The organism is Thiopseudomonas sp. SA1F2-1K, assembly GCF_057443035.1.
This window is the reverse complement of the sequence record NZ_JBYAVU010000002.1, coordinates 83,422-98,398: the sequence shown is the minus strand read 5'-3', so window position 1 is coordinate 98,398 and position 14,977 is coordinate 83,422. Positions and strand designations below refer to the sequence as shown.

12 protein-coding genes and 4 pseudogenes are annotated in these 14,977 nt (G+C 47.4%); 7 read left to right on the top strand and 9 right to left on the bottom strand.

What is annotated here, in order from left to right; all coding sequences use genetic code 11:
• Positions 1–9 precede the first annotated feature (9 nt).
• The 3 genes from AC2T15_RS12550 to AC2T15_RS12540 form a co-directional block, all read right to left on the bottom strand.
• A complete protein-coding gene (locus AC2T15_RS12550) occupies positions 10–1,365 on the bottom strand; it encodes a hypothetical protein (protein WP_486779162.1) in 1,356 nt (451 codons plus the stop codon).
• Between the two features lie 6 nt (positions 1,366–1,371).
• A complete protein-coding gene (locus tag AC2T15_RS12545; RefSeq protein ID WP_486779161.1) occupies positions 1,372–2,994 on the bottom strand; it encodes a YqaJ viral recombinase family protein in 1,623 nt (540 codons plus the stop codon).
• 109 nt (positions 2,995–3,103) lie between these two features.
• Positions 3,104–3,739, bottom strand: a complete 636-nt coding sequence (locus AC2T15_RS12540; RefSeq protein WP_486779160.1) for a hypothetical protein — start codon at positions 3,737–3,739, stop codon at positions 3,104–3,106.
• Positions 3,740–3,786: 47 nt separating this feature from the next.
• Here AC2T15_RS12540 and AC2T15_RS12535 point away from each other — a divergent pair, with 47 nt between their 5' ends.
• From AC2T15_RS12535 to glmM, 4 genes and pseudogenes are all read left to right on the top strand, one after another.
• Positions 3,787–4,455 (top strand): hypothetical protein, encoded by a 669-nt coding sequence (locus AC2T15_RS12535; RefSeq protein ID WP_486779159.1) that lies wholly within the window; start codon positions 3,787–3,789, stop codon positions 4,453–4,455.
• The gene (locus tag AC2T15_RS12530; RefSeq protein ID WP_486779158.1) at positions 4,448–5,284 is read left to right on the top strand and encodes a hypothetical protein; all 837 of its coding nucleotides are present in this window, start codon (positions 4,448–4,450) and stop codon (positions 5,282–5,284) included. Before AC2T15_RS12535 ends, AC2T15_RS12530 begins: the two co-directional genes overlap by 8 nt.
• A gap of 388 nt (positions 5,285–5,672) precedes the next feature.
• Complete coding sequence (sul2, locus tag AC2T15_RS12525) at positions 5,673–6,488, top strand: sulfonamide-resistant dihydropteroate synthase Sul2 (RefSeq protein ID WP_001043260.1); 816 nt, start codon at positions 5,673–5,675, stop codon at positions 6,486–6,488.
• 86 nt (positions 6,489–6,574) lie between these two features.
• A pseudogene (gene glmM, locus AC2T15_RS12520) lies at positions 6,575–6,811 on the top strand (phosphoglucosamine mutase); the annotation flags it as partial.
• A 533-nt stretch (positions 6,812–7,344) separates the two neighbouring features.
• Here the strand turns inward: glmM and estT are convergent.
• The 4 genes and pseudogenes from estT to AC2T15_RS12500 all read right to left on the bottom strand — a co-directional run.
• Positions 7,345–8,205: a macrolide hydrolase EstT gene (gene estT, locus AC2T15_RS12515; RefSeq protein ID WP_077782102.1), complete on the bottom strand. Its 861-nt coding sequence runs from the start codon at positions 8,203–8,205 to the stop codon at positions 7,345–7,347.
• 17 nt (positions 8,206–8,222) lie between these two features.
• A complete protein-coding gene (tet(X), locus tag AC2T15_RS12510) occupies positions 8,223–9,359 on the bottom strand; it encodes a tetracycline-inactivating monooxygenase Tet(X) (protein WP_486779157.1) in 1,137 nt (378 codons plus the stop codon).
• 23 nt (positions 9,360–9,382) lie between these two features.
• On the bottom strand, positions 9,383–9,760 hold the full coding sequence (locus AC2T15_RS12505; protein WP_044502095.1) for a hypothetical protein: 378 nt from the start codon (positions 9,758–9,760) through the stop codon (positions 9,383–9,385).
• A 435-nt stretch (positions 9,761–10,195) separates the two neighbouring features.
• A pseudogene (locus AC2T15_RS12500) lies at positions 10,196–10,981 on the bottom strand (IS91-like element ISCR2 family transposase); the annotation flags it as partial.
• Positions 10,982–10,984: 3 nt separating this feature from the next.
• Here AC2T15_RS12500 and AC2T15_RS12495 point away from each other — a divergent pair.
• The 3 genes and pseudogenes from AC2T15_RS12495 to AC2T15_RS12485 form a co-directional block, all read left to right on the top strand.
• Positions 10,985–11,167 (top strand): annotated as a pseudogene (locus AC2T15_RS12495) (DUF3363 domain-containing protein); the annotation flags it as partial.
• A gap of 222 nt (positions 11,168–11,389) precedes the next feature.
• The gene (gene floR, locus AC2T15_RS12490; RefSeq protein WP_000214122.1) at positions 11,390–12,604 is read left to right on the top strand and encodes a chloramphenicol/florfenicol efflux MFS transporter FloR; all 1,215 of its coding nucleotides are present in this window, start codon (positions 11,390–11,392) and stop codon (positions 12,602–12,604) included.
• Between the two features lie 27 nt (positions 12,605–12,631).
• Positions 12,632–12,961, top strand: coding sequence for a LysR family transcriptional regulator (locus AC2T15_RS12485; RefSeq protein ID WP_212660322.1), 330 nt, complete (start codon positions 12,632–12,634; stop codon positions 12,959–12,961).
• A 175-nt stretch (positions 12,962–13,136) separates the two neighbouring features.
• Here the strand turns inward: AC2T15_RS12485 and AC2T15_RS12480 are convergent.
• Positions 13,137–14,501, bottom strand: a pseudogene (locus AC2T15_RS12480) (IS91-like element ISCR2 family transposase); the annotation flags it as partial.
• A 13-nt stretch (positions 14,502–14,514) separates the two neighbouring features.
• Complete coding sequence (locus tag AC2T15_RS12475) at positions 14,515–14,970, bottom strand: MarR family transcriptional regulator (RefSeq protein WP_136655511.1); 456 nt, start codon at positions 14,968–14,970, stop codon at positions 14,515–14,517.
• Positions 14,971–14,977 lie beyond the last annotated feature (7 nt).

Below are 14,977 nucleotides of genomic sequence, written 5' to 3'. Positions count from 1 at the left end.
CTACTACCCTCACATACCCATATCGTTTGACGAACTTTGCGAGTGATCTAGCTCATCGTCATAGTTATCAAAATCAAAGTCACCGCCTTCTTTAGCTGCTGAGTAGTCATAACTTGGCTGAGGGGCAGGTGGTGGTTCAGGAGCAACTTTTAATGGTTCATGCAGAATCTGCTGTTGTACCACTTGCGGTGCTGGTTGTGGCGCTGGCTGTGGCGCTGGCTGTGGTGCTGGTTGTGGTGCTGGCTGTGGTGCTGGCTGTGGTGCTGGCTGTGGGGCTGGTTGTGGGGCTGGTTGTGGGGCTGGTTGTGGGGCTGGTTTATTGGCCGAAGAAGCAAACTGCGGCTCTCCATACGGAATAGTAGGGCTGAGTGGTTTTGCGAAGTTAGGTTTAGCATCTGCTACCAAGAGACCACCTTTGCGTGTTGTAACCAAACGCAAGAAGCTGGATCTAAATCCCCGATGAGCACTAACTTGCCCATCTTCTGAAGTGGTTTTAAATTCCCATGCATTAGGGGTCTTAAGATAGTGTTCTTTTTCCCCCGCTAAGGAATCTCTACCTACACTTAATGACAGAGCTGGCATTATCTTTAATGGATAATTACGTAAGGCCTCAACACCTGAGGTCTGCATAACTCGATCAATAGTCGGAAAGATCACAGCCTTTAAGTTCCTGTTTTCTTTGACCTTATCTACGACTTCTTGATGATTAGGTAGTCGGTAATTTGAATCGTCTACCTTGATCGCACCAATTCCGTAAACCATGAACTCCTTTCCTGCTAACTGTAAATTAATCGCAGGGGTAGCTCCCATTTTACCTTTTCCATCCTCCCATATTGATCTTCCCATGACATCATGTGTGGTGCTGGTAGGTTTTTTAAATGTCCATGGTTGAAGCATCCGCGCTATTAACTCTACTGAGCGATCTTTATCACTCAATAAAGTCGCGTCCTTAACAGTGAATACCTTTGAGTCAACCGCTAACACACCTGCCGACCAACGATCATTATAGAGCTTAGGTTTAAAGGGCTTTACTTCTGCAATTACACAGAAATCTTCCTTTGGATACGCTAGAAAATAAGGGGCATCATAATGCTTGACACCGTTCGTTTGAGTTTTAGCTTCAACAGCTTTGTCTGCCCGTATAACTGCTCCAACTGTAGGCTTATTTTGAATTGCAGCTGTTGCCTTAGTTGTGACGGATACATGCTCACCTGTGTCAGTTCGAATGCCAGCCACATGCCATAACCGTGCCTCTTTTTGATCCTCCAAGGCAGTCTGTACAACTACAGTAAAATCCTCTGTCCGTCTAAACGCTTTTTGGCGCATCTGCCCAAGCAGATCACCTAGTTCATTATTTTTAGCCATAGCAATCTACATGCCCATTGATTGAATGGGCGCTCCTATATTCAGGCTGGTAAGTTCATCGCCTTGGTCGTTTCTATCGAATGACTCAAGTGCGTCCAGAAACGTGCCTGTTAACGTCTCTAATTCAAAAGCTTGTTCGTTTTCGTTTCTTTCTAACAAATAAGCGCCAGCATCTAGCGATTGCTTAGTCACACCTTCACCACTTTGCTGCGGGACGACTTCGTGATATTCAAGCCGACACTCGTCCTCACTAAGAGAATGAAAACCGCTCTTATCAGCGAGCCAATCTTCAATACGCTGCTCAAATGATTCCGCTAACTCCGATAAGCGCTCTTTATCGGCTTTACTCGTAGATACACGCAGCGTGACGCCTTCTTCATGTAGGCTTGCTATGTCATAGCCTTGCTCTAATAGAAAGGTTTGCACTTTTTTAATATCGTAGACACGCTCATAGAGGTGATCAGCATTTGGGTCGCCTTTAAGATGTTTAATTTCTTCTACTAGCGCCTCTATAGAATATTTCTTCTTACGATCAAGCAGTTCAGATTCATCCGCACCAAGCGATAAAGCCTCATGAACCGCTTTATTTTTATCAATTGGTTTCGGTGATATACCTACTAGGGTTTCGTTAAAGACTTTTTTGTCAAAATCTTTCCCAGCTAACTTTTCTTCAATAGCTGCTACTGCTTTTTGAGATATGGCATTTAACCTTTTAACGCCCTCACGAGCGATTGCATATTGCCGCTGATAATTTCCAATATGCTCTTCGTCTGCTTTAGAGAGTGTCATCATCCCTCGATTGGGACTTGGTACGATGCCCTTGCACACCATCTCATTCCAGCAGAGTGCGCCATACTCTAAGATCATGTCCTGAAGTTTTTCATCTACTGGCATCACTCTGCTAACAAGTCCAAATCCTGCAACATTAGTGATTGCAATGGTGTTAGCTAAAGTTACAATCTCGCTTTCAGTCATATTGCCTGCAGCAACCTTATCTGAAAGCGCCAGCCCCATATCAGGCGCTAAATCCAAATTAACGATAATCAATCCATCAATATCTATACCGTTACGCTTGGCAATTAATGAGTAATGATTAAGCTGGCACTTGTAATCGAACGGAGTTTCGCTAGGTATAGCGCTAGGTACCTTGTAATCAACTACATACCGCTTGCTATCAGGCATAATCACAATGTCATCAGGATTGCCTTTCAACCATGGGTATTCTTTATCTGTTATAGCCGCAGCTACGACCGCCAAAGCATGCTTGTCTCGCTTAGCTTTGTATCTAGCAAGGAAGGTTGCTCGAGCAAGCGGCTCCAACATAATCCCCCTGCGCATTTCTGGAGTTTCAAACTCAGGCAACCGTTGTAGCAGTTTCGACTTAACAACCTTATCAATTGAGCTAAAGCCGTCTAGATGCCCATACTCAGGAATCAACCCTCGTAAAACCGCCCCGATCTCAGAACCTCCTAGACCATTCAATCGCGTTGTAAGCCAATCAACTTTATTGGGATGCCATTTAATCGTTTTTTTAAGCCAATCAACAGACTGCTCTTGATCAATGTGATCGGACTGTGGAAGTAGCTTAATTTTATTGAGTTGCTGTTCTAAAACGCTAGTTGAAGTCATGGCCTAACCATTGTATTGTGCTATTATACAGATGTAGCATTGGTTAGACGGATGATAGCAGTAAACGAATATAATTAAACCCGTTTTCTGCTAGATACCTAAAAGCTGCTTAATCAGTAAGTGAAGGGCGGAAGATTTTTACCTCGCGATCAACATTTGACGGTAACTCCGTAAGAATATCGACAAAGTCAGTTATGCAGGATAGATCAAAAACCGTGCTTACCTGAATTTCGCCTACTTCCTGAGTGATTAACTGGTAGGTTAAAACTTTGATGTGTTTTAACTCTGGAATTTTCATAAATGCTTCAATGACTCGAGCACCACTTGTGGGCGACAAAGGCTCTCTAGGGAATCTTCCGCTGTATAACTTACCGTCAACTGGATAGTCATAAATAGTATTTACTAGATCCATAACGTCTGCACACATGCGTAAGGTGCTTAGATGTACAGCAAAAGACAGACCTTTATTTGGCTTGTCACTAAGGTCAACCCGCTGTGTCGTGACTGTGCTATTTAATTCCGCTTTTAAACGTAAGGGAACATGTACAACATCGTCAGGTGCAGAATTCAAAATATACTGGTGTGCTACGTTATTTGAAATATTCGACGTAAGAAAGGTCATTCCGTTACGAGGAAACGAAACACTTGGGAAAAATTGCTCAATGCCTTTTGTCTCAATGCCCTCAAATGAAGCACGATTTGAAAGCGGGCAAGCAAAATATGTTTCAATGTTGATTAGAGCCATTTAGCCACTGACCTACCTAAAAAATATATAATACGTATTATCTCATAATGCAAAAAGATACTAATGGTGAAGAAATGAGTGACAAATCCGATGATTATAATCTACTACGCAAAAAGCTTGGAAAAGCTAGTGCCTACTTGGCCACTCCTAACCCTTTGACTGGCAAAACAATCTCGATGTTCGAAAAAGCGCATGGTTTAACGGTTCATGACATGACTGCCTCGCTTGGTCTGAACACATCCACACTTTACGCTCAAAAACGCGTCACAATGGGGCTAGCCCCAAATCTATCGATATTACTTCGTCTGTATAGTGCGTTTCCTCACCAAATACCTAAATTAAATCTACCTACCATCGAGTCGGTTATCGAAAAAATTAAGGCTGTCGATCCCAACTTCAACGATCGCAGCATAGCGCCACTACTAGGTTTTGAAATGCTAGCTAGTACACGTCTGCTTTCTCAGCCTGAATGCACAAACAGGATGTACCAGCCGACTCAACGGCTCCTTTATCTAATTGATCAACTACTCACGGAAGACCCTGAAAACTGGTGGGTTATCAAACAAGTTGTCGAAGTTGAAGCAGAGGCGTCCGAAATAGACCCACCAGAACAAGTCTGGACTGTATCAGGCTATCAAAGAAACACAAAAATAAAAAAGTATCGTAAAAAAACAAATTCCAAATCTAAAGAAACCAAACTCTTGGAAAATGATTAATTATCCATTAACGCCACAGAATATCGAGCTTGCAGACCTTGAGTTGATTGATGTCCGTATTAAATCACTCTATGAAGCACTAAATAATCTTAGGTCGCATTGCTTCCTCTATGAAAAAACACCTAGAGCTGTCATTTATTGCCCTGTTACCTGCGAGCGTGTTGAGGAAGCAAATGCGACTGAGTATCTAGTTAAAGCCCTGTCTGACTTCTACCTTCGTGATGGCTCTGAGTACGCCGAAACAGAACGATACCCATCAGTTTTCCAACTTCAAAAAAATACAGTGGATCTGATACAACAGCTGCAGGTCCAAAAGGACAGCCTAAGAAGCCTCTACGCTGACCTAACTACCCGCTACACTCGATCTCAGCTAAGAATCGCTCTTAAGCTATTGAAGCGACCTTTATTCAATCCACTGAAAGCATGGCGTAATATTCCAATCATTGAAACTGAATCAATACGCACTATCGGATTTACAAAAGCCAAGCGTGTTAGCACTATCAAACGATTCAATAAGCAAAAACTAATTAAGTATTTCCAAGACGCAGACGATTATCCAACAGCAAAACGTGTAGCTGATTTACCGTGTGCGCATGTACGTATTAAAGGTCCTGTCTCTAACCATATACGCGCAAACATAAGCTATAGAGCTGACGGGGAAATTCGGCGCTATCAGGTTTATGCTTCAATGCCTTTGATACTGGCCACTCCGATCTGGGCAGACAGGATACAATTTACATCGCCCAGAAAAACAGATAATAGATCCGATATTCTTGATACTTATTCCTTTAAGCATCCATTCAAAAAAGGCTTCACTATCTCATGTTGAATACAACACCTAGTAACAACGAACACTCTAAGCGTGTATACAAGGCATCGCTGTTAAACCTTGTTCTACCGCTGATTCGCTTCATACCCACTCTATTGTAAACAAGACATTTTTATCTTTTATATTCAATGGCTTATTTTCCTGCTAATTGGTAATACCATGAAAAATACCATGCTCAGAAAAGGCTTAACAATATTTTGAAAAATTGCCTACTGAGCGCTGCCGCACAGCTCCATAGGCCGCTTTCCTGGCTTTGCTTCCAGATGTATGCTCTTCTGCTCCTGCAGCTAATGGATCACCGCAAACAGGTTACTCGCCTGGGGATTCCCTTTCGACCCGAGCATCCGTATGAGACTCATGCTCGATTATTATTATTATAGAAGCCCCCATGAATAAATCGCTCATCATTTTCGGCATCGTCAACATAACCTCGGACAGTTTCTCCGATGGAGGCCGGTATCTGGCGCCAGACGCAGCCATTGCGCAGGCGCGTAAGCTGATGGCCGAGGGGGCAGATGTGATCGACCTCGGTCCGGCATCCAGCAATCCCGACGCCGCGCCTGTTTCGTCCGACACAGAAATCGCGCGTATCGCGCCGGTGCTGGACGCGCTCAAGGCAGATGGCATTCCCGTCTCGCTCGACAGTTATCAACCCGCGACGCAAGCCTATGCCTTGTCGCGTGGTGTGGCCTATCTCAATGATATTCGCGGTTTTCCAGACGCTGCGTTCTATCCGCAATTGGCGAAATCATCTGCCAAACTCGTCGTTATGCATTCGGTGCAAGACGGGCAGGCAGATCGGCGCGAGGCACCCGCTGGCGACATCATGGATCACATTGCGGCGTTCTTTGACGCGCGCATCGCGGCGCTGACGGGTGCCGGTATCAAACGCAACCGCCTTGTCCTTGATCCCGGCATGGGGTTTTTTCTGGGGGCTGCTCCCGAAACCTCGCTCTCGGTGCTGGCGCGGTTCGATGAATTGCGGCTGCGCTTCGATTTGCCGGTGCTTCTGTCTGTTTCGCGCAAATCCTTTCTGCGCGCGCTCACAGGCCGTGGTCCGGGGGATGTCGGGGCCGCGACACTCGCTGCAGAGCTTGCCGCCGCCGCAGGTGGAGCTGACTTCATCCGCACACACGAGCCGCGCCCCTTGCGCGACGGGCTGGCGGTATTGGCGGCGCTGAAAGAAACCGCAAGAATTCGTTAACTGCACATTCGGGATATTTCTCTATATTCGCGGTTCAGCAGGCATGTCCCCTTTGAGGGCGACCCGACGACAGGATAATCGACCTTATGGTGCGCAAATATTTCGGCACAGACGGTATTCGTGGCAAAGCCAACGAAGGCGCGATGACGGCGGAAACCGCCTTGCGCGTCGGCATGGCGGCTGGCCGTGTCTTTCGTCGCGGTGACCACCGCCATCGTGTCGTGATCGGCAAGGATACGCGCCTGTCGGGCTATATGCTTGAACCCGCGCTCACAGCCGGTTTCACCTCGATGGGCATGGACGTATTCCTTTTTGGCCCGCTGACGTAGCCCTACGCTTTGCTTAATGGCGCCTCTCCAGCAGATGCTTCCTACGAAATGAAGCTTAAGTGGGCTGATGTCGGCTTGATGCGGCCGGACTACGCCACACGTTCATTGCGCACCGTGTACGCCTTGGGAAGACTGGTGTGCGAAATATTTTATTGTGGTAAATGAGTTTGGAGAGAATGTATGGCTTAATGTTGCGAAAGAAATTGATTTCCTCCCAATGGTTTTTAAAGCCCTGCTGGGTAATATCCTCTCTTATTGACCATAAGTATTCTTGCAGGTATATCGTCGTTTGATATGCTTCATCAATTTCATTAGATGCAGACAGCGAAATAGCATTTTCTTTTCGCTGTATCTCCGAGATGATATGATTTAATGAAGATACCATTTCGTATTTAGTTTACAATATTTCCTTTTATAAAAGAAAATTGCGTAGTATGATTATTAAAAAACACCAAAAGATGTTATTCAAAGAACACATTGATATTAGCTTCAATCTCTAAACCGTTGATTTGGAAATACATAATACCCTATTTGTTCATTCTTTTGTTATTTGTTGTATGTTGCGTTATTCCATCAATAATTTTATTCCAATCTTCGAAATGTAGTTCGTGTCCGGTTCCATCAAGCGTTATTAGTTTTGAGCCGTTTATCTTTTCAAGTAAAACTGCTGAATTCTTAAAATGCCATATTTTATCGTCCGTTCCGTGTACAATTAAGGTTGGTTGATTGATTTCGCTCAATCTGTTCCAGTATTCTTCACCACCTTGCAGTGCCGCATGATTGAACATACTTATATAGTTATTAGCTCTTTTAAATTCGGCTCTAATCAGTTTTTCACTTCTTTGTTTGTCAAATTGTTTCCTGCCGCTCATCAATTCAGCACCTTGAATTAAATAATTTGCCACACTGTCTTCATTTGTCCAATCTACGGTTTCAGCTTTTCCGTGAAAATCTAAAATACGCGTATCCATTTCAGGAATTGTGGGGTCTGAGTCGCCCCAAGGACCTGATGAGATTAGTGTTATTGAACTTACCCTGTCGGCATATTTTATTGATGCTATTTGAGAAATCAGTCCGCCCAGTGAAATTCCCACAAAATTGGCTTTGACTATTTTATAGCCGTCCAAAATTGAAATAGCATCATGGGTTAAGTCAACAATATCATAGGGGGTTGAACCCGGTTCGTAATTAGTAGATTTTCCTACGTCCCTATTGTCGTAGCGAATAACAAAAAATCCCTTTTCAGATAGTTTCTGGCAAAATTCAGCATCCCAATACAACATGGATACCGTTGCTCCCGCAATCAAGAGTATTGCCGGATCTTTTTCACATCCAAAACTTTCGGTAAAAAGTCTTATTCCGTTTTTTTTAACTATTTTCTCTTTCATTTCCTCGCCTTTCTGTTTTATAGATTCATTAGTTTTTGGAAAGAAAATTCGAGGCTGAACATTTCCGTTTCGTTTATTATTGATTCTGCCTGTGCTTCTCTTCCATAAGCAAACATTTGCTGTTCATAATTTTCAATAGCCTCTTCAATGCTGTTAAATTTCCCATTGGTCAGATTATCCGACAATATCAAGGCATCCATCAACCCACTGTTTACGCCTTGCCCTGCAAAAGGAGGCATCAAATGAGCAGCATCTCCAATCATCGTTATGGGTAATGGACGCTTACTTTTCCAAGACTTATCTAAGGGAAATATTCGTGTCGCTAACCCTACAAAAGATGATGTCAAACGAATCAGTTCTTTGTAGCGTTCGTCCCAATCGGAAAATTTTTTCAGGAGAAAATCAACGACACTATTTCTGTCTTGAAAATCTACCCGCGTTTTGCTTTTCCATTCATCAGGTGTTTTAAAACTTATTCCAAAATGCAATGCACCATTATTATTAGGATTCGCAAATAATAAATTACCTTGATGAGCAGCCATTAGCCGGTTTCCATTGCAAAGCTGAAAAAATCCAGGACAGTTCACCTCCGGTTGATGAATATCGGCTTGTATATTGAAAGTACCTGTTTCTTCAACTTCCGTGTCGGTAACAAATTTTCTTACTTTAGACATTCCACCATTGGCAATAATAACCAGATCTGCTGTTTCACTCGATTTATCCTCAAAAGTTAGTATCCACTTCTCCTTATCAGGTTCAAGGGTAACAAGTTTTCTATCCCAAATGACGGTATCATTTTGTAAACTATTTAATAGGATAGTCCTTAAGTCATTTCTGTTTATTTCAGGATTGTCAAAACGATTTTCGGGTCTTACATTTTTTGTGGTTAAAATATTGCCCTTTTCATCAACAATATTTACACCCATTGGTAAAGCTAAGTCATAATAAGTTTGTAACAATCCCGCTCTTTTCATTGCTTCCTGTCCCGAATCCCTGTGCAGATCAAGTGTCCCACCAAAAATCCTTGCATCTTGGTCTTTGTCTCTCTCGTAAACTGTAATGTCCACGCCGTTTTGCTGTAACAATCTCGCCATTGTTAATCCAACAGGCCCGGCACCAATTATTGTAATTTTTTTATGTTTTAGTAAAGTCATATTCTTGTTCGCTGGTTTTAATGTCAACTAATGTCTGTCAATTTAATCACTTTGTTTTTTTTAAATTCAAACACGGATTTTCCTGATAACTTTAGCTTTTGCCCTTTTTTTAAGCCGTTCGGAAAGTCAATTGCTAAAATTGCTGTATAATCAATTTCTATTTCAGTGCTGTTGTCAAAATGCCTAAACGATTTAACTGTCTGTGTTCTCTTTGCAAAGTATGTTTTTGCTGTTTCTGCCTGTTGTTTAAACGCTGTTAACCCTTTCAGCGATAAACTTATATCATTATTTTGAATGTTTTCAAAAACAATATTATCGTCAAGGTCTGCAACCATTTTTTTGATATCAAATTGGTTGTATCCATCGATGTAGTTATTGATGATGTTTACTCTGTCGGTCATATTTTGTAATTATTTATCGGTTACATATTGGTGTTGTCTGTAGGTTGTTCTACGATAATTGCCAACTTTTAACTTCTATACGAAGGAACATGTTGGGATACTTGAACTTTCGATTTAGCGCCAACACGAGCAAACCGAAGTTAGCACCTACTCTCTATTCAGCATATTTTTTAAAAATACTTGTGGCAATGTGTCCGCCAACGTATAGGAAGAATAAACGCCCTTTTCACCCAAGTCCAACAGCTTTGGACCGCAGTTGACTCTTTCGACACCCCTGCGATGCAACCCAATCCGGCTGACGGGGAGCCAGCAACGCTGAAAATTTACCCTCCTCTTTCCCACTAGCGGCTCCTTTTCCGACAACCAGCACGGCGGATCCCTGCCGCGGCGCTGTGAACGCAGCATTTTGATTGGTATCGTTGGCCTTCAGGCTCGTCAGTCAAACAGACCCAGGAGCAGCTCAGCCGGTGGCGCCCGGCTTTCGGGTAACGCCCTGGTCCCGCTGGTTTCGGCTTTGTGCTTCAGGTGATCAAGGATCTGCTTGATCACTATAGGGTCTTCAATGCAGGCGATGACTTTCATGGCGCCGCCGCAGCCGCTGCAGGTCTCGATGTCGATATTGAAAACACGCTTGAGCCGTTGCGCCCATGTCATCGACGCTCGCCGTTGTGCTGGTGTTGCCGGTTCATCAGCCACCCTGACCTTGTTGCCCCTGCCCCGTTTTGCCGGCGTGACCAACGCCCGGTGCCGACTGTTGGGTGCGAACACCCCGTGGAAGCGGGTTAGGTTGACTCTGGGCTTCGGTACCAGGGCGGCCAGCCTTGCAATGAAATCCAATGGTTCGAAAATGACGTGCGTGGTGCCGTCCCGGTACGGCGTCTTGAGCTGGTAGCGCACGTTGCCGCCTCGTGTTAACGACAGCCGCTTCTCGGATACCGCCGGGCGGCTGATGTACCGGCACAGCCGTTCGAGCTTCTTGCGTTCATCGGCCCTGGCCGCCACGCCGGCGTGCAGGCTGGACCCGGCTACCTTGCCAATCCCGTCACCGAACGGATCACCACTGGTCGGCAGAGTTTGCAAAGTGAACACCTTTCGCCCCGCCTGTGAACCGACAGCGATACGGTAAGTGATCGAGTGCCCCAGCAGGGGTGTCATCGGGTCGTCATCCACCGCATCCGAGGCCAGATAGCTGTTTTCGACATCCCGTTCCAGCAGGCCTTGCGCAAGTTTACCGGAACCGTGCATCTATCGAGCGGCAAGTTCGCCGTGGTCGAGAAATCCCATGAGTTCACCCTTGTCCCGTGGCGGCCGATCATCGACCGCCAACTCGGCCGCGAGGTTATGGGCATCGTGCAGGGCGGGTCGGTGTCGTGGCAGTTAGGGCGGCAGAGGGGGCTGGAACGCTGAGTGCGCCCATGCCGCATTGCGAAGCAAAAGATAATCTGATAAAATGTAGCAATTCATATTCGTAAGCGTGGAGTAATCAGATGGGAAATTCCAAGTCAGCAGACAAGTAAGCCGCAACAACCAGTATTGTTGTTGCGGCGCTCTGTAAGGCTAGTCTCATCTGATTGCTGACGAGCAGACGTCGCCCGGTATTCCTTAATCTTAATCGAGGGTTGATTCGTCATGACCACCACACGCCCCGCGTGGGCCTATACGCTGCCGGCAGCACTGCTGCTGATGGCTCCTTTCGACATCCTCGCTTCACTGGCGATGGATATTTATCTCCCTGTCGTTCCAGCGATGCCCGGCATCCTGAACACGACGCCCGCTATGATCCAACTCACGTTGAGCCTCTATATGGTGATGCTCGGCGTGGGCCAGGTGATTTTTGGTCCGCTCTCAGACAGAATCGGGCGACGGCCAATTCTACTTGCGGGCGCAACGGCTTTCGTCATTGCGTCTCTGGGAGCAGCTTGGTCTTCAACTGCACCGGCCTTTGTCGCTTTCCGTCTACTTCAAGCAGTGGGCGCGTCGGCCATGCTGGTGGCGACGTTCGCGACGGTTCGCGACGTTTATGCCAACCGTCCTGAGGGTGTCGTCATCTACGGCCTTTTCAGTTCGATGCTGGCGTTCGTGCCTGCGCTCGGCCCTATCGCCGGAGTATTGATCGGCGAGTTCTTGGGATGGCAGGCGATATTCATTACTTTGGCTATACTGGCGATGCTCGCACTCCTAAATGCGGGTTTCAGGTGGCACGAAACCCGCCCTCTGGATCAAGTCAAGACGCGCCGATCTGTCTTGCCGATCTTCGCGAGTCCGGCTTTTTGGGTTTACACTGTCGGCTTTAGCGCCGGTATGGGCACCTACTTCGTCTTCTTCTCGACGGCTCCCCGTGTGCTCATAGGCCAAGCGGAATATTCCGAGATCGGATTCAGCTTTGCCTTCGCCACTGTCGCGCTTGTAATGATCGTGACAACCCGTTTCGCGAAGTCCTTTGTCGCCAGATGGGGCATCGCAGGATGCGTGGCGCGTGGGATGGCGTTGCTTGTTTGCGGAGCGGTCCTGTTGGGGATCGGCGAACTTTACGGCTCGCCGTCATTCCTCACCTTCATCCTACCGATGTGGGTTGTCGCGGTCGGTATTGTCTTCACGGTGTCCGTTACCGCGAACGGCGCTTTGGCAGAGTTCGACGACATCGCGGGATCAGCGGTCGCGTTCTACTTCTGCGTTCAAAGCCTGATAGTCAGCATTGTCGGGACATTGGCGGTGGCACTTTTAAACGGTGACACAGCGTGGCCCGTGATCTGTTACGCCACGGCGATGGCGGTACTGGTTTCGTTGGGGCTGGTGCTCCTTCGGCTCCGTGGGGCTGCCACCGAGAAGTCGCCAGTCGTCTAACCGACGACTGGTAGCAGGCCCGCTCCGATGCGGCGCACTAACCATCGAAACCTCGTGAATGTCGGTATCCTGTCTGGCAGGATACCGCTCATTTCCCTTGTTCAGTTCATCGCCGTCGCCAAGCATCTGAATTTTCGGCATGCGGCCAAGGCACTTGGTATCAGCCAGTCGAGCGTCAGCGCGCGTGTGAAAGCGCTGGAGGATAACCTTGGTGTCCTGCTATTTGAGCGCCATGCGCGGGGCGTTCGGCTAACAGACGCAGGCAGGCACTTCATGGAGCGTGTCACGGCGGGTGTCACGTATAGGAAGAATAAACGCCCTTTTCACCCAAGTCCAACAGCTTTGGACCGCAGTTGACTCTTTCGACACCCCTGCGATGCAACCCAATCCGGCTGACGGGGAGCCAGCAACGCTGAAAATTTACCCTCCTCTTTCCCACTAGCGGCTCCTTTTCCGACAACCAGCACGGCGGATCCCTGCCGCGGCGCTGTGAACGCAGCATTTTGATTGGTATCGTTGGCCTTCAGGCTCGTCAGTCAAACAGACCCAGGAGCAGCTCAGCCGGTGGCGCCCGGCTTTCGGGTAACGCCCTGGTCCCGCTGGTTTCGGCTTTGTGCTTCAGGTGATCAAGGATCTGCTTGATCACTATAGGGTCTTCAATGCAGGCGATGACTTTCATGGCGCCGCCGCAGCCGCTGCAGGTCTCGATGTCGATATTGAAAACACGCTTGAGCCGTTGCGCCCATGTCATCGACGCTCGCCGTTGTGCTGGTGTTGCCGGTTCATCAGCCACCCTGACCTTGTTGCCCCTGCCCCGTTTTGCCGGCGTGACCAACGCCCGGTGCCGACTGTTGGGTGCGAACACCCCGTGGAAGCGGGTTAGGTTGACTCTGGGCTTCGGTACCAGGGCGGCCAGCCTTGCAATGAAATCCAATGGTTCGAAAATGACGTGCGTGGTGCCGTCCCGGTACGGCGTCTTGAGCTGGTAGCGCACGTTGCCGCCTCGTGTTAACGACAGCCGCTTCTCGGATACCGCCGGGCGGCTGATGTACCGGCACAGCCGTTCGAGCTTCTTGCGTTCATCGGCCCTGGCCGCCACGCCGGCGTGCAGGCTGGACCCGGCTACCTTGCCAATCCCGTCACCGAACGGATCACCACTGGTCGGCAGAGTTTGCAAAGTGAACACCTTTCGCCCCGCCTGTGAACCGACAGCGATACGGTAAGTGATCGAGTGCCCCAGCAGGGGTGTCATCGGGTCGTCATCCACCGCATCCGAGGCCAGATAGCTGTTTTCGACATCCCGTTCCAGCAGGCCTTGCCGTTCCAGATAGCGACCCACCCGGTGGGCGATGGTGTGCGTCAGCTGGGTGAGCTCTGGGCTGGTCGGCGCCTTGACCCAGCGGAAACGCGCTGAGCCGTGGGATTGCTCGACATACACACCGTCGAGAAACAGCATGTGGAAGTGAACATTCAGATTGAGCGCCGATCCAAAACGCTGGATCAGGGTGACCGCGCCCGTCTTGGCCACTTGGTGGGTATGGCCCGCTTTCTTGACCAGGTGCGTGGCAATGACGCGGTAAACGATGCCCAGCACCCACCCCATGATCTCGGGCCGGCTGGCAAACAGGAAACGCAGCTGAAACGGGAAACTCAACACCCACTGACGCATGGGTTGTTCAGGCAGTACTTCATCAACCAGCAAGGCGGCACTTTCGGCCATCCGCCGCGCCCCACAGCTCGGGCAGAAACCGCGCCGCTTACAGCTGAAAGCGACCAGGTGCTCGGCGTGGCAAGACTCGCAGCGAACCCGTAGAAAGCCATGCTCCAGCCGCCCGCATTGGAGAAATTCTTCAAATTCCCGTTGCACATAGCCCGGCAATTCCTTTCCCTGTTTTGATCTCCTTTTTTCATTATTCTTCTAAGTAATTTGTTAAAGCTTCCAAGAACAGCTGGGCTTTAGCCAATGTTTCATCATCCATCGTTGCCAAAAAATTTAAATAATTTGCTTTAGCTTGCTCATGCAACACATGATGAATATCCGCAATATGCTCACCTTCTTTCGTTAACTGATAAAAAATCGACTTTTGATTATCTTCCACTTGGTATGTCGTGATTAATTCATCCTTCAATAACTTATTCACAGCCTTTGAAACTGCTGCTTTTGTTAACGCTAAAGCATCACTGAGCACTTTATTATTCACAGCATCATGTTGCTGAATACAGCTCAAAATATGCAATTGCGTTAATGTGTAATTGCCCAAATCCTTCAATAAAATTTCACGCTTTTTCTCTCGATGAATTTCTTGTGCATGTATTAACTTTACTAAAGTTCGATACATTTTTTCTGTTTGTGTTGTCATAATCATTATCTCA

What these genes read in the sequence shown, in the direction of transcription:
- AC2T15_RS12550 (WP_486779162.1), bottom strand. Translation starts at nt 1,365, where the DNA reads ATGGCTAAAAATAATGAACTAGGTGATCTGCTTGGGCAGATGCGCCAA.
- AC2T15_RS12545 (WP_486779161.1), bottom strand. Translation starts at nt 2,994, where the DNA reads ATGACTTCAACTAGCGTTTTAGAACAGCAACTCAATAAAATTAAGCTA.
- AC2T15_RS12540 (WP_486779160.1), bottom strand. Translation starts at nt 3,739, where the DNA reads ATGGCTCTAATCAACATTGAAACATATTTTGCTTGCCCGCTTTCAAAT.
- AC2T15_RS12535 (WP_486779159.1), top strand. Translation starts at nt 3,787, where the DNA reads ATGCAAAAAGATACTAATGGTGAAGAAATGAGTGACAAATCCGATGAT.
- AC2T15_RS12530 (WP_486779158.1), top strand. Translation starts at nt 4,448, where the DNA reads ATGATTAATTATCCATTAACGCCACAGAATATCGAGCTTGCAGACCTT.
- sul2 (WP_001043260.1), top strand. Translation starts at nt 5,673, where the DNA reads ATGAATAAATCGCTCATCATTTTCGGCATCGTCAACATAACCTCGGAC.
- estT (WP_077782102.1), bottom strand. Translation starts at nt 8,205, where the DNA reads ATGAAAGAGAAAATAGTTAAAAAAAACGGAATAAGACTTTTTACCGAA.
- AC2T15_RS12505 (WP_044502095.1), bottom strand. Translation starts at nt 9,760, where the DNA reads ATGACCGACAGAGTAAACATCATCAATAACTACATCGATGGATACAAC.
- floR (WP_000214122.1), top strand. Translation starts at nt 11,390, where the DNA reads ATGACCACCACACGCCCCGCGTGGGCCTATACGCTGCCGGCAGCACTG.
- AC2T15_RS12485 (WP_212660322.1), top strand. Translation starts at nt 12,632, where the DNA reads ATGCGGCGCACTAACCATCGAAACCTCGTGAATGTCGGTATCCTGTCT.
- AC2T15_RS12475 (WP_136655511.1), bottom strand. Translation starts at nt 14,970, where the DNA reads ATGATTATGACAACACAAACAGAAAAAATGTATCGAACTTTAGTAAAG.